The 19,609-nt window shown below is 46.4% G+C and carries 15 protein-coding genes and 1 pseudogene; 5 read left to right on the plus strand and 11 right to left on the minus strand.

The window, feature by feature from the left end; genetic code table 11:
• Positions 1-68 precede the first annotated feature (68 nt).
• From KGP25_RS14645 to KGP25_RS26730, 5 genes and pseudogenes are all read left to right on the plus strand, one after another.
• Positions 69-983 (plus strand): branched-chain amino acid ABC transporter permease, encoded by a 915-nt coding sequence (locus tag KGP25_RS14645; RefSeq protein WP_032646250.1) that lies wholly within the window; start codon positions 69-71, stop codon positions 981-983.
• Positions 984-994: 11 nt separating this feature from the next.
• On the plus strand, positions 995-2,269 hold the full coding sequence (gene livM / locus KGP25_RS14650) for a high-affinity branched-chain amino acid ABC transporter permease LivM (RefSeq protein WP_063622006.1): 1,275 nt from the start codon (positions 995-997) through the stop codon (positions 2,267-2,269).
• The gene (locus KGP25_RS14655) at positions 2,266-3,141 is read left to right on the plus strand and encodes an ATP-binding cassette domain-containing protein (protein ID WP_223539188.1); all 876 of its coding nucleotides are present in this window, start codon (positions 2,266-2,268) and stop codon (positions 3,139-3,141) included. Before livM ends, KGP25_RS14655 begins: the two co-directional genes overlap by 4 nt.
• Complete coding sequence (locus KGP25_RS14660) at positions 3,138-3,854, plus strand: ABC transporter ATP-binding protein (protein WP_223539189.1); 717 nt, start codon at positions 3,138-3,140, stop codon at positions 3,852-3,854. Before KGP25_RS14655 ends, KGP25_RS14660 begins: the two co-directional genes overlap by 4 nt.
• 202 nt (positions 3,855-4,056) lie before the next feature.
• Positions 4,057-4,158 (plus strand): annotated as a pseudogene (locus KGP25_RS26730) (hypothetical protein); the annotation flags it as partial.
• A gap of 737 nt (positions 4,159-4,895) precedes the next feature.
• On the opposite strand, the gene KGP25_RS14670 reads toward KGP25_RS26730, so the two are convergent.
• From KGP25_RS14670 to KGP25_RS14720, 11 genes are all read right to left on the minus strand, one after another.
• Positions 4,896-6,050: a hypothetical protein gene (locus tag KGP25_RS14670; RefSeq protein ID WP_223539190.1), complete on the minus strand. Its 1,155-nt coding sequence runs from the start codon at positions 6,048-6,050 to the stop codon at positions 4,896-4,898.
• Positions 6,051-6,325: 275 nt separating this feature from the next.
• Entirely contained in the window at positions 6,326-7,186 is an 861-nt protein-coding gene (locus KGP25_RS14675; protein WP_223539191.1) for an HNH endonuclease signature motif containing protein, read from the minus strand.
• A gap of 48 nt (positions 7,187-7,234) precedes the next feature.
• Positions 7,235-8,416: a restriction endonuclease gene (locus KGP25_RS14680; protein ID WP_223539192.1), complete on the minus strand. Its 1,182-nt coding sequence runs from the start codon at positions 8,414-8,416 to the stop codon at positions 7,235-7,237.
• Between the two features lie 85 nt (positions 8,417-8,501).
• Positions 8,502-9,647 carry a PD-(D/E)XK nuclease family protein gene (locus KGP25_RS14685; protein ID WP_223539193.1) on the minus strand — a complete coding sequence of 382 codons (1,146 nt, stop codon included), beginning with the start codon at positions 9,645-9,647 and terminating at the stop codon, positions 8,502-8,504.
• 212 nt (positions 9,648-9,859) lie between these two features.
• The gene (locus KGP25_RS14690; protein ID WP_223539194.1) at positions 9,860-10,243 is read right to left on the minus strand and encodes a hypothetical protein; all 384 of its coding nucleotides are present in this window, start codon (positions 10,241-10,243) and stop codon (positions 9,860-9,862) included.
• Between the two features lie 41 nt (positions 10,244-10,284).
• On the minus strand, positions 10,285-11,040 hold the full coding sequence (locus KGP25_RS14695; protein ID WP_223539195.1) for a SprT family zinc-dependent metalloprotease: 756 nt from the start codon (positions 11,038-11,040) through the stop codon (positions 10,285-10,287).
• On the minus strand, positions 11,037-14,321 hold the full coding sequence (locus tag KGP25_RS14700) for a type I restriction endonuclease subunit R (RefSeq protein WP_223539196.1): 3,285 nt from the start codon (positions 14,319-14,321) through the stop codon (positions 11,037-11,039). The genes KGP25_RS14695 and KGP25_RS14700 overlap by 4 nt, the downstream gene beginning before the upstream one ends.
• Before the next feature lie 70 nt (positions 14,322-14,391).
• The gene (locus KGP25_RS14705; RefSeq protein ID WP_223539197.1) at positions 14,392-16,176 is read right to left on the minus strand and encodes a cold shock domain-containing protein; all 1,785 of its coding nucleotides are present in this window, start codon (positions 16,174-16,176) and stop codon (positions 14,392-14,394) included.
• A 22-nt stretch (positions 16,177-16,198) separates the two neighbouring features.
• Complete coding sequence (locus KGP25_RS14710; protein WP_223539198.1) at positions 16,199-16,882, minus strand: YecA family protein; 684 nt, start codon at positions 16,880-16,882, stop codon at positions 16,199-16,201.
• On the minus strand, positions 16,879-18,063 hold the full coding sequence (locus KGP25_RS14715) for a restriction endonuclease subunit S (protein ID WP_223539199.1): 1,185 nt from the start codon (positions 18,061-18,063) through the stop codon (positions 16,879-16,881). Before KGP25_RS14715 ends, KGP25_RS14710 begins: the two co-directional genes overlap by 4 nt.
• The gene (locus KGP25_RS14720; protein WP_223539200.1) at positions 18,053-19,576 is read right to left on the minus strand and encodes a type I restriction-modification system subunit M; all 1,524 of its coding nucleotides are present in this window, start codon (positions 19,574-19,576) and stop codon (positions 18,053-18,055) included. The genes KGP25_RS14715 and KGP25_RS14720 overlap by 11 nt, the downstream gene beginning before the upstream one ends.
• Positions 19,577-19,609 lie beyond the last annotated feature (33 nt).

Consider the following 19,609-nt stretch of genomic DNA (forward strand, 5'->3'; position numbering starts at 1 on the left):
TCTCCCGTCGGCGCGTAATAAACATCAGGCTGCGCGGCTCGAGCAGCCTATAAAACGAGCGCGCTAAGATGAGTACATTCTTCCTGCAACAGTTAATCAATGGTTTAACGCTGGGTTCCGTCTACGGCCTGATCGCCATCGGCTACACCATGGTGTACGGCATTATCGGCATGATTAATTTCGCCCATGGCGAAGTGTATATGATTTCCGCCTATCTCTGCGCTATTGGCCTGGCGCTGCTCTCGTTCTTCGGCCTGCAGTCGTTCCCGCTGCTGATCCTCGGCACGCTGGTGTTCACCATTGTGGTTACCGGGGTGTACGGCTGGACAATCGAGCGTATCGCCTACAAACCGCTACGCAACTCTACGCGCCTGGCGCCGCTGATCTCCGCCATCGGGATGTCGCTTATCCTGCAGAATTACGCGCAGCTGAGCCAGGGCCCGCGCCAGCAAGGGGTACCGACCATGCTGGACGGCGTTATTCGCCTGCATCTGGGCGAAGGGTTCGTGCAGATAACCTACACCAAAGTGTTTATCCTGGTTGCCTCGTTTGCCGGCATGCTGGTGCTCACCTGGATAATCAACCGTACCCGGCTGGGGCGGATGTGCCGTGCGGTCCAGCAGGATCGCAAAATGGCCTCCATTCTGGGCATTAACACCGACCGGATTATTTCGCTGGTTTTTGTCATCGGCGCGGCGATGGCGGGCCTGGCGGGGGTGCTGATCACCATGAACTACGGCACCTTTGATTTCTACGTCGGGTTTGTGATCGGTATTAAAGCCTTCACGGCGGCAGTACTTGGCGGCATCGGCTCCCTCCCCGGCGCCATGCTAGGTGGCCTTATCCTGGGCGTGGCGGAAGCGCAGTTCTCGGGCATGGTGAACTCGGACTATAAAGACGTCTTCTCGTTCGGCCTGCTGGTCATGATCCTTATTTTCCGTCCCCAGGGACTGCTCGGGCGCCCAATAGTGGCCAAAGTGTGAGGGAGAGAATGATGACATCACACGGTTTTTCACTTAAACGCTGCATTCTGGACGCGATTTTTTCCGGGCTGATTGCGCTGATTATCTTCGGCCCCATCGCGGGCGTAGTGCTGGACGGGTATAGCTTTACCTTCGCCGGGCAGCGCCTGGCCTGGATGGTGGGCATCGTCATGTTCGGGCGTTTTCTGTTGAGCGCTTTTTTAGGTACCGCTGCCGGGGCCCGTTTTCAGGCGCGCTTCGAGGCCGACAGCGCGGGCGTTTATGTCCGACCTCCGGATTACAAAAGCCGCATGCGCTGGATCATTCCCCTGGTGATTGCTCTTGCGGTTTGCTTCCCGTTTGTCGCCACAAAGTATGTGCTAACCGTCGCCATCCTCGGGCTGATCTACGTGCTTCTTGGCCTGGGACTGAACATCGTCGTGGGCCTGGCCGGTCTGCTGGATCTGGGGTATGTCGCGTTCTATGCGATTGGTGCGTACGGTCTGGCGCTGGGATACCAGTATCTCGGTTTAGGGTTCTGGAGCATGCTGCCGCTCGCGGCAATCATGGCTGCCGCCGCAGGCGCCCTGCTCGGCTTCCCGGTGCTGCGCATGCACGGTGACTATCTGGCCATCGTCACCCTCGGATTCGGGGAGATCATTCGCCTGATACTGAACAACTGGCTGACCTTCACCGGCGGACCCAACGGCGTGTCTGCCCCTCCCCCGACCTTTTTCGGTCTGGAATTTGGACGACGCGCGAAAGAAGGCGGCGTGCCCTTCCACGAGTTTTTCCACCTGACCTACAACCCGAACATGAAGTTTATCTTTATCTACGCGGTGCTCTTTCTGGTGGTGATGCTGGTGCTCTACATCAAGCACCGCCTGACGCGCATGCCGATTGGCCGGGCATGGGAAGCCCTGCGTGAAGACGAAATTGCCTGCCGCTCAATGGGGTTGAACCATGTTCTGGTGAAGCTTTCCGCCTTTACGCTGGGTGCGTCGACCGCGGGCATTGCCGGGGTGTTCTTCGCCACCTATCAGGGGTTCGTGAATCCGACCTCCTTTACCTTCTTTGAATCGGCATTGATCCTCGCCATTGTGGTGCTGGGCGGGATGGGCTCGACGCTGGGCGTAGTGCTGGCCGCCTTTGTGCTCACGGTAACGCCGGAGCTGCTGCGCAGTTTTGCCGAGTACCGCGTCCTGCTGTTTGGCATGCTGATGGTGGTGATGATGATCTGGCGTCCACGCGGTTTGATCCGCATTAACCGCAGCGGGTTTGCCGTGCGTAAGGGCGTCGCACCATGAACGAAACGATATTACGCGTTGAGCATCTGATGATGCATTTTGGCGGGATTAAGGCGCTAAACGACGTCAACCTGGACGTGCAGCGTGGCTCCATTACCGCCCTGATTGGGCCAAACGGGGCGGGAAAAACCACCGTCTTTAACTGCCTGACGGGCTTCTACAAAGCCTCCGGCGGCAACATTTTATTTAATGCCCGCCATAAAACGACCAATGTTATTCAGGTTCTCGGGCAAAAATTCCAGCCCGGCGACTGGATTAACCCCGCGCAGTTCGGGCAGCGTCTGTTCTACAAAATGTTCGGCGGAACCCATCTGGTCAACCGTGCCGGGCTGGCGCGCACGTTTCAAAATATCCGTCTTTTTCGCGAGATGTCGGTCGTGGAAAATCTGCTGGTAGCGCAGCATATGCGGGTGAACCGCAATCTGCTCGCCGGGATCCTGAATACGCCGTCCTACCGGCGGGCGGAAAGCGACGCCCTGGACAGAGCCTTTTACTGGCTTGAAGTGGTGGATCTGGTGGAGTGCGCCAATCGACTGGCGGGAGAAATGTCCTACGGCCAGCAGCGGCGACTGGAAATCGCCCGGGCAATGTGTACCGGGCCGGAAATGATCTGTCTGGATGAACCCGCCGCAGGGCTGAACCCGGTTGAAACGCACAAGCTGAGCGGGATTATTCGCTTTCTGCGGGATCATCATGGCATCACGGTATTGCTGATTGAGCATGATATGGGGATGGTGATGGAAATTTCGGACGACATTATCGTGCTCGACCACGGCGATGTGATTGCCAGGGGGAAACCCGAGCAGATCCAGCATGATGAAAAGGTCATTGCCGCCTACCTGGGCACGGATGAAAGCGAGGTCTCCCTATGAGCGAACCGCTGCTGGCTTTTCGCGAGGTGGATGTGTTTTACGGCGTCATTCAGGCGCTGAAGCAGGTCTCTCTTGAGGTGAATAAGGGGGAAACCGTGGCGCTGATTGGCGCAAACGGCGCGGGTAAATCGACATTGCTGATGTCCATCTTTGGTCAACCCCGTATCCGCAGCGGGCAGATCCTCTTCTGTGGTGAAGATATCAGCCATCAATCCACCCACTACGTTGCGTCCGGCGGCATTGCGCAGGCACCGGAAGGCAGACGAATCTTCCCGGATATGACCGTTGAAGAGAATCTGCTGATGGGGACCATTCCCATCGGCAATCAGTCTGCGGCTGAAGATATGCAAACCATGTTTGACCTTTTCCCTCGCCTTAAAGAGCGACGTAAACAGCGCGCGATGACCATGTCCGGCGGTGAGCAGCAGATGCTGGCGATCGCCAGGGCGCTGATGAGCCGTCCGAAGTTGCTGCTGCTGGATGAGCCCAGCCTGGGCTTAGCCCCGATTGTGGTGAAGCAGATCTTCCAGACGCTGCGAGAGCTGGCCCGCAGCGGTATGACCATTTTTCTGGTGGAGCAGAATGCGCACCATGCGTTGAAGCTGTCTGACCGGGGGTATGTGATGGTGAACGGACAGATCCGGCTGAGCGGCAGCGGTGAGGAATTGCTGGGCAATCAGGACGTGAGGAAGGCGTATTTGGGCGGGGTGTGATGTGATACCTAAGGAACCATTAGAAATATTTTCATATAAATAACAATGAGATATTCACGAAAAGTATAGCACGCAATGCCTTGAGAAGGCCTGAGTTTGTTGATTTATTAGTCTCTAAAAATAACGTCAAACTCGCTGAAAAGAATGGTTTGCCTTATACAAAAATGACTGGCAGTTAGACGATCAAGTTTTTGTTGAAGGTGTCCGGCTTGGCCATTTCCACCTCCATCCGACAGGACCAAGAGGGTTAAGCGAAGGCTGTATAACCCTTCTTCATCTGAGTGACTTTGATTACTTGTACTAAGCTCTTATGTAAACAACTATGATGCCGGTATCTTACACGAGTTTTAAAGCTTACGGGACAATAACAGTAACATGAGGACTTTTATAGAAATCACCTTAAGCCTTGTAATCGGTCTTATCAGTTTTCTTTTATACACGCACTGGCTTTTTATTTTGATACCTGCCGAATGGGCTTATGCAGTGATGGATCATTTCGGCACATACGGGATATAAGAACTGGAGGATACGTTAGTCGATATCGCCTCTTTGTTTGGATTGCTTCCGGCAATTCTTACAGGTTTGTTAGTAAGAAAAGTAGTAAAAAGAATGTAATTCATGAGCCTTCAGGCGTAGCCTCGAAGTCTGTTTTTACCAATTACACGGGTATGAAAAGCGGAAATTTTTAGTTAAGCGAATGTAATAAAAAAACCGCTTTTTAGGTGGTCACACGACACTGCTTTTCATTGATTTATTCTAACTTTCCCATGGTAGCGGGAGTGGGATAGGAATCCACACAGCACGAACACCGAGGAGTATTAAATTTTATGAAGGATCAACGCCCTACATAGCAACTCATTGCAAGACTTTGCAGAAAGTGACTATCCATCTTTGCAATAGTTAGTAAAAAAATAGATAGTCATGGATAGCCTTGAACTCAGAAACAGCACAGGCAGGGATACTCACCTACCGATTTCCTATATGCCAGAGCATTGCGCAATTAAAACGATAGCAAGAATCCAATCTTGCTATCGTTTTAAATCAATCAACGACTGCGGCCTTCTGTGCATTACCTTGTTCATCCAAAGTAACTACGAGTCGCAATTTCCCATTAGATGAAAGTATCTTACGCTGGTTATCCTTTAACTTAAGGCGACTACTTTCAAAGCATTGCTGATTAAGATCAGATATGTTTTTCATCGCTCCAATAGAATGAGTTATATAATATTTTCTATGATCTAAAATTTCTTGACTATTGAACCTAGCATTTGTGAGAAATGTATTTGTTTTTGTGCTTACAATATTTACTAATTCATAAATTTGACTTTCCCATTTTGATGTCTGAAGGTCAAAGATGCTAAACTCTTTTTTTGTTGGATCGATACAGGCTTGTATATATGCAAGTAGAGATGCAACTTTTAGCAATAGATTCCGTCTCTGAATCAGAGGTGCTGTATTTTCTACAATAGATTTAAGATTATTGTAGGTATCCCCAGTTCCAAACCGGTCTGAGTCTTGTAAGTTACTAACACTTGTAATTAGTATTTTTAATTCAGAAAATAAAATTGATTGCCATTCATACGCATCGGCAACAGTATCTTCAATTTTATTTTTGATTTGCAGCGAAATTTCATAATCGAAATCGCCTGTACGAAGTTTTTCAACAATGCCTTCAAGGTACAATATCCTACCTTCAATTTTAGCTAATTGATTAGCTTCTAGCTTTTTATGAAGTAGGTCTACAGAAGATTTAATATCAGTAAGGTTTTTATTGATGTCCGCTAAGTGAGCCTGAGCTACCATAAGGCTTATTAGCTGGAAACAACCAGTAGCTAGTTGTTTCAACCTACCCGCCTCAACTATTCTTCCCTTCCCTGCGATCTTATTAACATTTTTGCCACTTGCATGCACAGCATCAGCAAGAGTTTCGCCTGCCGTTGTTTTCATCATGGTAAGTGAGCCATCTTTAAGGCCCTGCTGAATTTCAGGCTTGAACACCAGTTCAACTGTACGACCATGAGTATTGATAGCTCCCTGGCACGCCTGCGCAACAAGCGAGCTTACTTTTTTTAAATCACTAGGATGCGTTACTGGGTATAAGGCATCATCGGGTAAGCTATCGCAGATTGCTGCATAAACAACTGGTACACCTCTCTCATCAAAGAGTGTACATATTTCATCATTTTCATTATTCATAATTACCCTTAACAAGAATGCAGATCTTTTCTTTCGAAAAACAGATTACCAAATAGTTTTATATTTTCAAACTGTTATTACCTGCTAAATCGTTACTATCTTTAGAGAAAAGTACGACTCTGATGTCTCACCCAGGTAATTCCCCATTTTTAACGCAGATGTAAGTAGAAACCGGTCATGCGCTTAATATACTACATCGGCGTTAAGCCATTTAGTGCCATATGCAGGCTTTCGTGATTATATGCGTCATGAAACTGTCATACATGCTCGTCAGTTCAGGCCTTAATTTTTCCATGAATTTTAATGAACTTAGCCCATCGTGGACGCAGATACTCAATATTAATGTGTGTCTGCATACGCGATGCTATGATAGTGCTTCCATGCCAATCTAAGAGGTCTTCATCCATCGCGCAAACCTGAGGACTGAAGTAAACTTTCATATTGTGGGGATCAATCGCACAATGGTTATGGTCAAATAAGGTGTGGATATCCCTACGTAATAGAAGGCCGTTCGTAACGTCTGGAATACCTTCTTCGTGTCGCGGCATAATGTGAGCCGCCTCGGTCCTCCAACGCGATTGGACCCCAGTAATGACACAGCGGTCAAAACAATTCTTCCTGACATCTTGGGAAAAGGGTGACTGATCGGAGCTGTAAGTTGTATTGCATTCCTGCCCTTCTTTATACACGCGAGTAGGGAAAATCACAGTGTTGCTCACGCCTGGTGAGATTGAGACATACGCGGTCCCTCTACCACTGACCTTTCCACCATTAAAAACTTTCGAAATGGATCTCGTCATGCCCGCAAGCCTGGGATTACTCATTTCGACGATTTGTCCGCCGCTTCTTTCTGACCGATAGAGTCGAACGAACTGACCGGTGTAGACATCATGATAACTATCGGGTCGCTCAACACGCAAAACAACATAGTCAAACGTTCTTGTATCTGCGATGTCCCAATCGCCAGTTTTGACTCGCCTGGCTTTACCTAACCCAACAGTCAGATCAGGTATCAAGGTTCCCTTCTTACCTGTAGTACGAATTGATAAAATTTCTCCTGGCAATCCCAAATCTAAAAGATCATGGATCACTGGGAGGTATTTCCGGGCTCCAAGCTTTTTATTCGTCAAATTCATCAGAGTTACTCAAAGGTCAAGCCATTTTCCATTGTTCACAAGACAAAGTTATGAATTTGACTGGAAATCTTCGATTATCTTCTGGTTATAATCATCCAGATACTTTTGCAGTTCATCCCTGTCGATCAGACGTACCAAGGCTGACTCAGCTAACTCTTTGGCGGAGCGTGTGAAGTAGGAATTAGTCACAACCATCGCCTCATCACAACCATAGAACGTTTTAGCAGAGATCACCTGCTGCACCGCCGAGTTACCTACAGAACCAGAATAATTTTTCGCCTGAATAACCATATCCTTATCAAATCGAGTGACGAAGAGATCTGCACCCTGATCTTGCGTTCTCTTGGTTTCTTTGACGTCATAGCCCATAGTCTGGAATACTTCCACAAGGAAATCTTCAAACTGAAAACCGTCCATTGCATCAACTAAATACATGGTGACGAATTTGTTAGGGTTAAAATGTTCGAGCCGTGTAGCTAATCTATCAACCAGAATATCAAAATAAATATGTTCGCACACAGCTAAATATTTTTTAACTTCATCAAATGAAACTAAAGGAACACCAGGCGTAGCCTCCGCTTTTTCATTGAACTCTACTGATGAGAACTCTATTTTATTGCTCCATATATAGAATAGAAACAATGAAAGATCTGCCCTAAAAGTGGTACCCGCTTCCTCAATCCATGATTTCAAGGATTCAGTAAGTGTGGATTTAATATGCCGTTTAACTTCCTTAGCGAAACCATAATAAAGAGCGTTAAATGATGTGGTAAGGAGTAATTTATCTAATAGCTCAGGTAACTGCTCAAGCTCATTGAACCCTTTTCTGACCAACACCTCACGGAAAAGTTGTAATTCGGAGTATGTACCATTATCTGTTGAGTAATCTGCTTCCGATTTATTATTATGTGAGAATCTGGAAGTGTAAATGAAGTTAGTAAAATATGGATCTTTTAAACTGGAGTATTTTTCGAGAACATTTTCAAGCAATTGATTAAGCTGAGTTTGCTCTTTCTTTTTCCCAAATAGATCTTTTAGAACACCCTTTGAACGATACTGAAATTCGGGATAAAACGATGGATTCAATGGTGTCATACGTTGTATATCTATTGCTTGTGCGGTCGATGATGCTGAACCCCATGCAGACGTTTTTACAGGCGAAACTCCACTACACCAGGGACAATTAACCTCAAAAGTCGTTCTACTGCAAGTATCACACTGATAAATCATTTGAATATTCTCCTTTTATTCCAATATCTGTCTATTCGACGCTTCAATTACCAGCCTAATAATCCACCATTTAAACAGAATGTTATCACTCAGTGATATTACTGTATGTTCTTATTTTTGAGTCCATCCACTCAGTCATATCCTTAAGAAGTACCAGTGCATCTTTTTTACTTCTCGTATTCCCCCAAAAGCTCAGTTCAAGCACTTGCCCCTTCCCAGTAATTGATACTTCGTAGTCCTCAGGGTTAGCTGCTGGAATGAAATCACCAGTACTTAAAGCAACTCGTATTTCTTCTTTTAGTGCATTAACTTCAGAATAATCATCTGAATGTATCCAACCATTTACGTAGAATTCTGCTTCACCTCTTCCATCTTCATTAGGGCGGTAAACTAGTGTAACTCCTGTTTTACCTTGCCCCCAGCATCCTGGCATAAGATGAATTGCTTTATAGTAACCCTTCCAGTTATTAATTCCTGTTGCTATATGAATATCAGGCAGTACTTCTGAGACAACCGATTTCGCTTCCTCCGTGATTGCATTTTGGTACATTTCCAGCAATTTAACCGACTTTATCAAAGCCGAGAAATTTTCAGTAACAAACTCAACATTTTTATCAGATACATTATCCATACCAGCCTCACTCAATTTTTTAAGATGACTTAAAAACTCCTGATAAAAAACTGTCCACTTGCTGAAATCTTGATTCATCATCTCTAACCCCAGACGTCGGATGGCGCTTTCCAGCAGCAGTGAATAATTGATCAGTCGCCAACCGTCTACGCCTTTAGCACAGTTACCATCAGGCTTTAATATACAACGAAAAAGATTTTGATTGTTGCCGCCGTAGCTATCAATGAGACTTACATAGCTGGGAAAAGGATTATATGTATCAGCCAAAACTTTATGCTCAATACCTATGATGAATTCATCATGTCTGATAAGAATATCAAGATATTTCCCATCCTCTGTTCTGGCTTCTCTCATTAACTCCAGAGAGGTGAAATCAATTTCATCAACATCGAGGGAATCATCCAGGCAACATAACAATGCTTTTAGCAACCATGGCGGCACCATTTTCTGGGCTCCCATAAACAAAGCCATCAAATCCGTTGTTGGGTTTTCGAGATATCCGGAACCTCCCAATTCAAAAAAATTGAATTCAACATCATCCTCAACCGAGATGCCTTTCAGTTGTTCAATAAATTCGATAGCCAACGCTTCAGAATGCAATTCAACCTCCCTTTAACAATCATGTTTACTATGCCATTTGTTTGATATTTTAGTTATTGAAAACTGTCACTGTTAATCAATATCCATGCAGAAAACTCAAACATTATTCATTAATCCTCTTGCGGGCAATATCTATCTCTATCGCCATTTTAATTTCATCTTTCTGGGATTCTATAATCCTGATATCTTTTTCCATACTTTCAATTAAAGTATTAAGTTTTTTTTCTTTTTTCAGGGTCACTTTCATATTTTAATTTTACCTCCGGCTCAATCATTTTCATTCTTATTGCATGAATTTGTTCGTTAAGAGGTTTTGTTTTTTCATTTATGATTCTGTTTTTCTCATTGAACCAGTGCATGCCTTCATTAAAACGTTCCAGCCCGGCATTTGTATCATTTAGCACCCTGGCTACAACATTTGATACTTCTCCTGATTTACTCTTTCTTTTACCGAGAAGTTTCATTAATAATCCAGAAACAACAATCACCGGAATAGCCACATAAGTTAAATAGACACCAACATAGCTGACAGTTAGTAATGTCAGGACATAAAGAATCAGAGTGGTATAAAAAATATACTTTGATACTGAATACATAACTTCCCCGATTAGTTTCTAAATTAGAATAAGCCCCAAAATCACATATCAGCCAACAACATCTCAGCCATCCCGTCGAGCCGTTTCTTAACCTTTTCCCAGCCCGGCATCACCTGCCCCATCAGACGGTAAAACTCCTCGCTGTGGTTGTGCTCAGCAACATGGCATAACTCATGTAGCAAGACATAGTCGATACATTCTGAGGATGCCTTAACCAGCCATGGATTCAGGGTCAGACAGCCTTTCGCAGAACAGTTACCCCATTGCGTTTGCATCGCCCGCAAACGTATCGGCGGACGCTCACTAACCCAAAGGGTCTGCGGTATCAATAAATCAAGCCTGCGCTGAAAGACATCTCTGGCGCGTTCCCGATACCATTCGGCCAGCAACGCTTTGACCTTTTCTGCCGATTTGTGTCTGATCGTCACTTCCAGACGCCCACGCAACATTTTCACTCGTTGCGGCACAGTAGCGTCTTCTGTCACTTTCAACTGATATTGCTTGCCAAGATAGTAATGGCTTTCTCCACTGACATACTGACGCGGGACAATGTGTGTCTGTTGCTCCCTGAAATCACGCAGTTGCTGATATATCCAGCGCCCTCGTTTTTTCAGCGCAGATAACACCTCGTGCTCCGGTGTTTCTGGCGGTACAGAGGCCACAACCCGACAGTCGGGATGTACCTTGATGAGCACCCTGCCCTTAACGACCTGACGCGGAACACAGTGTATGGTGATGACCTCATCACCATACACAATGCGTAACGCTTTCATTGCTGGCGATTCTTTTTCACTCATGATTTCATCAAACCAACGCGCAGGATCTGGATAATGGTTTCCACGATACGGTTAACCTGATTCATTCCGGCACCAATTTCCCGGCAGGCCGTAAAAAGCAATGGTAACAGACTCGTCTTAACGACCTTCTCAATATCCTGAGGGTTAAGGGAATTTTCTGCCACTGCTTTGACGATAATGCTGTCCACCTCAAAGGCCAGCTTGGTCCATTTCTCCTGCACCTGAACGTCGTTTACCGCAAAAACCTCAGGCAGCTCTTTTTTAAATACACCGTAATACGCCTGAGCATGCTTGTTTACCGCCAGTGCATCCGGGATATCGCCGAGCTTACGGGCTTCAACTTTTTCTTCAAACTCACGGAATAGGAGGTATTGTTTCAGTGGGTGGTCGAACAGTTTTTCTGCTTCTTCGATAGCCATGCGCAGGAGTTTGGAAAATGCCTCCTGAGCGTACGGGTCATCACGCAGCTCCTGCTCAATCATCTTCGTTACACGGGTTTTAATGATGTCGGTTTCATTACGGGTTTTATTGTTGTCCCACTCTTCGGGTTTTTCGCTCTTGCCCATTTTACCGACTTCATACACGCCATCCGGTTCACGAACCTCAACGCCGGTGACATGCTTATCCAGCAATTTTTTCACCTGCTCCGCGTAGTCGTCATAATTGACCTGCTCGCCGCTGACCTGCATTGCCCACTGGCGCAGACTGGACATCTGTTTTACGGTTTCTTTATAGAGATTTCGGTCTTGTTCCGTAAAGCTCTTATCGGTGAAGAAGGTAGCGGACTGCAGTGCCACTTTCAGGCATCCGGCAAAGGCCGTTAACGCCTCGAAGAAATCATCACGGGTTTTCTGATGGATATCGACCATCTCTCCGTCACGTTCTTCCATTTTAGGCACCAGTACTGCACGTAACTGCTCAGTATCATTTTTGTTTTTAACACCAGCAAATATGGCCCACAACTGGTTATACAGATGCGGCAGACGTTTATATTCAGAACTCATGGCGCTGTACAACCCGTCAATATCCTTGATGTCGTATCCTCCCTGGGTGCGGGAGGCGAGATCCTGATATTTACCGATCGTCGTGTCCAGTTCAGCCAGAATGCCGCGATAATCAATCAGCAGGCCAAACTTTTTCAGTGGATGCAGACGGTTTACCCTGGCAATCGCCTGGATAAGGTTGTGGGACTTAAGCGGCTTGTCGATATACAGCACGGTATTTTTCGGTTCATCAAACCCGGTGAGCAGTTTATCAACGACGATCAGCAATTTGAGCTTCTCATCGGTATCGAAACGACTGATGACATTACGGGTATACACAGACTCATCCTGCGTGCCGACATTATCCTTCCACCATTTCGTCACTTCCGGCAGTTTGCTTTCATCCACTTCGGTATTCCCTTCCCGGGTATCCGGCGGGCTGATAACTACTGCTGACTCAAACAACCCGGCTTCATCAAGATACTTTTTATATTTGATGGCGGAAATCTTGCTGTCGCAGGCAAGCTGGCCTTTCAGTCCCTCATCAATATTCTTCGAGAAGTGCGTGGCGATATCGAGTGCGATCAGACGGATGCGATCATCTGCACTATAAACCTCACCTTTACGGGCATATTTACGCTTAAGGTCGGCTTTTTGCGCTTCGCTTAACCCATCGGTAATACGATCAAACCAGGCATCTATTGCCCGGTCGTTTACCTCAAGATCAGGAATACGTTCCTCATAAAGCAGAGGCGTCACGGCCTGATCTTCTACCGCCCTCTGCATGGTATAAGCGTGAACAATCGGCCCGAATTTATTGGTGGTCTTATCTTCTTTCAGCAACGGCGTACCGGTGAATGCGACAAAGGCGGCATTCGGAAGAGCCAGTTTCATTCGCACATGGTTCTCACCACCCTGGCTGCGGTGACCCTCATCAATCAAAACGATGATGTCGGGGCTGGTATTGACGCATTCAGGAAGTTTTGTCGCTGAATTAAATTTCTGGATAAGGGTGAAGATAATGCGTTCTTTACCGGAACCAATCTGCTGTGCCAGTTTCTGGCCAGAGGTTGCCATTGCTTTGGCTTTATCATCCTTCCCGGCCAGTTCTCCACCAGAAGCAAAAGTACCGCTGAGCTGCCCTTCAAGATCGACACGGTCCGTCACCACCACAATGCGACACTGCTTCAGGCTGTCATGAAGAATCATCGCCTTACTGAGGAACACCATGGTGTACGATTTACCGGACCCCGTGGTATGCCAGATCACACCACCTTCCCTGCCCCCGTCCGGTCTGCGGGTGCTGATGCGTTCCAACAGCCTTTTAATCCCGAACACCTGCTGATAGCGGGCGACAATTTTCCCGGTCTTTTTATCAAACAGGGTGAAAAAGCGGGTCATCTCCAGCAGACGTTCCGGTGAAAGCAGGCTGATAAGCAGCTTATCCTGCCCGCTGACGGCCAGTTCACCAGCGGCGATTAACTGTTGGTACCAGTCGAGATCGGCTGAAGGACGATGATCAAACAACGCATGAATTTGTTCAGTCGATAACTTATGGTTGCGGAGCGCATACATCTGCGCGTCAGTAATATCTTCTTCGCGCCATGACGCCCAGAATTTCATTGGTGTATGACAGGTGCCGTAGCGCCCGTCATGCCCGTTAATCGACAGCAATAGCTGGCTGTAGGCAAACAGCTGCGGGATTTCATCGTTGAGCTGATTGCGGATACTCTGGGATATTCCTTCGTCAATGGTTGGCCCTTTCTTGCCGTGACCTGCCGGGCTTTTCGCTTCAATGACGGCCAGCGGGATACCATTCACAAAACAGACAATATCCGGTCTGCGGGTTTCAACACCGCCTGACCGCAATACCTTAAATTCTTCAGTAAAGTGGAACTGGTTATTTTCCGGATGTTCCCAGTCAATCAGCGCAATGGTGGGGTTGACCTTCTTACCATCGACAAACTCGGTCACGGCGATCCCGTAGAGCAGATGGTTATACATCCGCTCATTGGCTTTCAGCAGCCCTTCATTGAGCGCCGGAGAACAGACCTGAGATATCAGGTTATCCAGCGCTTTTTCCGATAGCTGGCATGTTTTGCCACTCGCCATATAGGAACGCTTCGACAATTCTTCACGAAGAACCGGACGCAGCACCACCTCATCCTGTTGATAGCCCCGGTAATCCATAATCTGTTTTGGGGGTAAAAACGTCCAGCCGAGGCTGGTCAGTAACGTCAGTGCCGGAATTTTGGCGCTGTATTCTTCCTGAAATTTAGGTTGGTAGTGCTTATCCACCCGGTAATCCTTCTTGGCTAAGAGGTGAAACTGTATGTCTGTACGGGCATACTCAAAAATGAGCGAAGACTTATGATGAAAAGAACGGCGAGTCCCGGTAAAGGCGATCATACTTGGCCTGTTCTGTTTCACCCTTGTTTACATTACCAAATTTCTCCTGATGCGTCGTACAGCAGGAACCACACGATGCACAAATAAATCGTCCTTCTGCACACTTTTCATGCAAATCTCTGGCGTCAATTATTTCGCTGCATTTGTAACCAATACAGTGATTAATGTAATGCCCGATACCAAACTGTTCGCAGGAATGACTGGCACATTTAAAGACGGTCAGGCGATACGCGGCCTGGAACGGTTTTTTCACAAATCCTTTCAACTTCGCATCCCAGACACTGGCCTCTACACGAGCATATTTCATATCAGGAACCATCAGTACCCCACAACTGCGGCAATGCAAGCGGGAATGTAATTCTCTGATACGGTTGAAATACCCAGCCAGTTTAATTGGGAAATCCCGCTTAGAAGGTTCGCCAGCAATCAGATAGGTCATGCCATAGTGGGCAAGCCAGTCATAAATAGTGAAGTCGATGTAATCCCGACTGAGGCCGGGTAGTACCTGCGGATCATGGCAGACTTTCGAACGACAAAGGAATTTTTTTTCTATCGTTCCATCAGGCTGTTTTGCATTCCAGTGAAACGCCTCACAAGATAATTTTAAATTTGGGAAACGAATTTGTAATGAACTACATTGTGGGAACAATTTGAAAACAGAAGGATGATTTACCGGAATTTTACCCGACAAGACTCCGTGCCATATCTCATGCAGAATAATACTCAGAACGGACTGTTCATCGTTGCGCCCAAGCAACGGTAACAATTTACTCAGAATGAAGTATTCAGGATCAGAAGAAATTTCAGTATTCGATTCGATATCATTAACAAAACTGAAATCTTTCCTGAACATCTTCTGTTTAATCAAATACGTATTGATAAAAGGACTAATCACGGAATGTTTATAAAATTGCTCTCTCGATGAGAATTTCTGCTGATAGGCATCACGGACAAATGGTTGTATATCCATTTTATTTTTCGTGAAACTACGTCGAACAAAACTCTCTATATCATCATGCCGATGCTCAAGAATCCGCTCACTGCTTATACAATCGTAAAATGCCAGGTAGAGAATAGCACTTATAGATAAATGGCTGAGTAATTCATTGATGATATCCGATGTTGAAGCCACTTGGCAATCCGTAGCCGCAGAACAACTTTTCACCCAAACAGCGAACTGATCAATGTTATTATCGATAAATGACGAAGGCATGACCGCAGGAGATATTTGTTGTGCGGTCAAATCATTAAAATTCTTATCAGAGGCGAAAAGTGCAAACTGGTTATCGTAGTTACGTGATTTTAAAAATAGTGGCAATACTTTTGTAGCAGCTATATCACTGGTAACCAAACGAATTATAGCCTTTTCGCCAAAGGACTGAGTGAGGAAATTAATAACGCAGTCACGATAACGCCAACGAGCGAAATCAACGTTCTCCTCAATAATAGCCCGGAGATATTCAATAAAGAGCTCAGCCGTCTCCGCATCTGTTTTATCAAGAATGTGAACGTTAAAAGCCGTAGGCTTACCATTTTTACCTATACCTTCCCTGAACAGCACCGGTGTATTGTCAGCGGGTGTATGGCTCCGTCTTATCTCATTCTTATGAAAAAACAGCTCATTACCGTTCTCAGACGAGATAAACCCAAAGTTATTCTCTCGATCCGTTTTGCTGTTATAGCCTCCGAACCAGAGAACATTTCCCAGGTACCACCGGGAACGACCCAGACTGTTCACTGCCATGAGCAAGCCTCCTTCCGCTTTGTCAGTGCAGGCAGCACTTTTTAAATTTTTTACCGCTGCCACACTGACACGGGTCATTACGACCGGGCAGTTTTTCTGCCCCCTTCACGGGAACAGGCCGGGATGATGCCTCTGACATTCTCACCGACAACCAGTGCTGATAAAGCGCCATTGCCGCCGGCTGAATGAGAGTAATACTCTGTTCAAATTGAACAGGTGACATTTTCCCAACCACCGTAAAGTTCTTTTCGATACCATGAAGGGCTATCGCCTCCAGCGAGGGACGTAAGGCCTCTGGCAAGGCTGACCAGTCATCCAGAGACCGGCCTTTCATATACCCGAAACACCACTCTTCGACGATGGTATATGTCTTCCCCTTCACCTCACGTCCATTGAAAATCGGTTCAAACTGTTCAGGGGCCTCATACAGGCAGCCAGCGATATCGTTTATATGCTGAAAACACAGCCCCACAAAACGCGTCATCTCTTTTTCAGTGGTCCAGTGAGGGTGGTAGTCACCACGACCCCAGATAGCACTAAGCCAGGTATTAGGGGGGATCATATTCGGGCCAGAGACAACCGCCGTCAGGAAGCCATCCAGCTCAGAAAAACAGAGCACAGAGTCATCATTGCCGTATTTCAGCAACACCTCTTCCAGCCAGTCGATTTCCCGGTCAATCAGCGGCCCGCTTTTCGTCAGTTTCATGCGGCAACCGCTTCATCGACCTTAACACGACGTTTGCCGGTCAGTAACTGCTGCATCAGGGCTTTTTTCTCATCTTTCAGACAAGCGATTTTTTTCTCCAGCGTGGAGATTTCGGCGTCGGCTGCGGACAGCACGGCGGCGATCTTTTGTTGCTCTTCGATACAGGGTAAATTAATGATATGCGTTTTAATGTTTCCGGTTATTTGTGGTTGACCGGATCCGGATATTAAATACTTCAGATCACTGCCATTCAGAGTATAGAACAGAAATTTTTTACTCACGTAGGAATAGTTATCCGTATTGATAACCATTGCATTTCCGGTAATCCACGATTTTGCTTGAGTCCAATTGACTATGCCACATGTGCTACCCCGGCAAGTTACAGCTATTTGTTCAGTTTCGTGGTTAAACTCTTGATAAAATCCAATAACTCCATTTGCGCCATAAACTGGATACCCCGAATCAGACATCATAGACTGGGATATTGTTTTTGGTTGATAAACATCAGCTACATCTGAAAGATGTTTTTTCTCCCATTTACCATTAAACCTCACCCCATTCTCATCCAGCAACCGTTTATTCCCGGTAAGCAATTGCTGCATCAGGGCTTTTTTCTGCTGCTGACTGTTGGTGAGAAGGTTTTCCGTCATCGAAATCGCCTTATCCCAGGTTGACAGGGTTTGGGCGATTTTCTTTTGCTCCAAAAACGAAGGAACTAAACCAATAACAGAACACAATCTGTCAGGTGAAGTATGCTTTACTTTTGTCCCCGTAGATTGTTCAGTAATTTGCTTACGACTATCTTCATGATTAAAAAAAAGATAAAGAAAATCAGAGCAAATCTTATCTGGACAATTAATCTCAACTAGTCCTAGACGTTGATTATGTAAATATTTATTATCTTCAGGAACAAACAAAGGACTACCCAACAAACCTTCAGCCTGTTCAGTCATTGCTAAAAGTAAGTCACCCTTGCTTAAAAGGTAACCATTAGGTATAGGCCCATTATAGAACTTAGTTTTAGGGCCTTGGTTCCGGAATCCACCTGACTCATTAAAACTTCCAGGAGTTAAAAGTACATATTTCCCATCATTTGAGAAATATTCACTTTTGAATGCAAATCCATGTTTAATCGTAATTAACCCGTGTAGATCACGCTTCTCCCACCCCTTAGGCACCATAACCCAACTCCTTCAGATAACCCACCATCTCAACTTCCAGCTTCGTCAGTTCCACCTTCAATTGCTCCCGCTCTGCTCGCACCGCCACCAGGTCAATCTCATCCTCTTCTTCAAAGGTATCGACATAGCGCGGAATATTGAGGTTGTAATCGTTGTCCTGAATCTCCTTCAGGCTGGCAAGATAGGCGTATTTTTCGACGTTATCGCCATCACGGTAGATCTTGACGATTTTCTTAATGTTTTCTTCGCTAAGCTGGTTCTGGTTTTTACCTGCCTTGAATTCACGGCTGGCATCGATAAACAGCACCTTGTCATCCACTTTCTGCTTTTTGAAAATCAGAATCGCAGCAGGAATACTCGTACCGTAGAAAAGCTTTTCGGGCAGGCCAATCACCGCATCCAGCAGGTTTTCGTCGATCAATTTCTGGCGAATCTTACCTTCGCTGGAGCCACGGAACAGCACACCGTGTGGCACGACCACCCCCATACGACCCGTTCCCGGTTTCAGGGTTTCTATCATATGCGAGATAAAGGCGTAATCGCCTTTGGTCTTCGGCGGTACACCGCGACGGAAACGACCAAACTTATCGTTCTCGGCCTCATCATGGCCCCACTTGTCCAGACTAAACGGCGGGTTAGCGGTCACGATATCAAACAGCATCAGATCGCCATTCTTATCGAGCAGCTTCGGGTTACGAATGGTATCGCCCCACTCGATTTTATGGTTGTCTTCGCCGTGAAGGAACATGTTCATTTTCGCCAACGACCATGTAGATCCAATCGCCTCCTGACCGAACAAGGCATAGTTACGACTATCATGCCCAGAGACAATTTTACGTCCGCACTTCATTAACAACGAACCAGAACCGCAGGCCGGATCGCAGATGGTATCACCGGGCTGCGGATCGAGCAGTTCAGCAATCAGGTCCGAGACTTCCGGCGGGGTATAGAATTCCCCAGCTTTCTGCCCACCGCTGGCGGCAAAATTTTTGATAAGATATTCATAGGCATTACCGATAACGTCCAGCGTACCGACACGGCTTGGCTTCAGGTTAAGATCTTCACCGGCAAAGTCTTCCAGCAGCTGACGCAGGATGGTGTTCTTCTGTTTCTCTTCACCCAGACGGTCAGTGTTAAACGAGATATCCTGGAACACGCTTTTCCCGGCATCTTTCAGTTTGGTACCGTTGGCTTCTTCGATAGCATGCAATGCCTGATCGATACGCTCACCGTTACCCGGCTCATGACGGCGTTCATACAGCGCATAAAAGCTGGCGCTTTTCGGTAACACAAAACGCTCGTTTGCCATCATGGCTTCAATCAGCTCCGGCGCATCGCCATAATGTTCTTTATATTCATCATAGTGATCCTGCCAGACATCAGAAATGTACTTGAGGAACAGCATGGTAAGAATAAAGTCTTTATAGGTATCAGCACTGATGGTGCCACGGAACGTATCACACGCGGCCCACAGGGCTTTATTGATCGTATCCTGACTGATTTTGTCGTTCATGAATCATCCTGGTATGAGAATGCCAGCCCGAAA

The sequence above is a fragment of the Enterobacter sp. JBIWA003 genome (assembly GCF_019968825.1).
Classification (GTDB): domain Bacteria; phylum Pseudomonadota; class Gammaproteobacteria; order Enterobacterales; family Enterobacteriaceae; genus Enterobacter; species Enterobacter quasiroggenkampii.

Coding starts and splice junctions, on each gene's coding strand:
- KGP25_RS14645 (WP_032646250.1), top strand. CDS start 69: ATGAGTACATTCTTCCTGCAACAGTTAATCAATGGTTTAACGCTGGGT.
- livM (WP_063622006.1), top strand. CDS start 995: ATGACATCACACGGTTTTTCACTTAAACGCTGCATTCTGGACGCGATT.
- KGP25_RS14655 (WP_223539188.1), top strand. CDS start 2,266: ATGAACGAAACGATATTACGCGTTGAGCATCTGATGATGCATTTTGGC.
- KGP25_RS14660 (WP_223539189.1), top strand. CDS start 3,138: ATGAGCGAACCGCTGCTGGCTTTTCGCGAGGTGGATGTGTTTTACGGC.
- KGP25_RS14670 (WP_223539190.1), bottom strand. CDS start 6,050: ATGAATAATGAAAATGATGAAATATGTACACTCTTTGATGAGAGAGGT.
- KGP25_RS14675 (WP_223539191.1), bottom strand. CDS start 7,186: ATGAATTTGACGAATAAAAAGCTTGGAGCCCGGAAATACCTCCCAGTG.
- KGP25_RS14680 (WP_223539192.1), bottom strand. CDS start 8,416: ATGATTTATCAGTGTGATACTTGCAGTAGAACGACTTTTGAGGTTAAT.
- KGP25_RS14690 (WP_223539194.1), bottom strand. CDS start 10,243: ATGTATTCAGTATCAAAGTATATTTTTTATACCACTCTGATTCTTTAT.
- KGP25_RS14695 (WP_223539195.1), bottom strand. CDS start 11,040: ATGAGTGAAAAAGAATCGCCAGCAATGAAAGCGTTACGCATTGTGTAT.
- KGP25_RS14705 (WP_223539197.1), bottom strand. CDS start 16,176: ATGGCAGTGAACAGTCTGGGTCGTTCCCGGTGGTACCTGGGAAATGTT.
- KGP25_RS14710 (WP_223539198.1), bottom strand. CDS start 16,882: ATGAAACTGACGAAAAGCGGGCCGCTGATTGACCGGGAAATCGACTGG.
- KGP25_RS14715 (WP_223539199.1), bottom strand. CDS start 18,063: ATGGTGCCTAAGGGGTGGGAGAAGCGTGATCTACACGGGTTAATTACG.
- KGP25_RS14720 (WP_223539200.1), bottom strand. CDS start 19,576: ATGAACGACAAAATCAGTCAGGATACGATCAATAAAGCCCTGTGGGCC.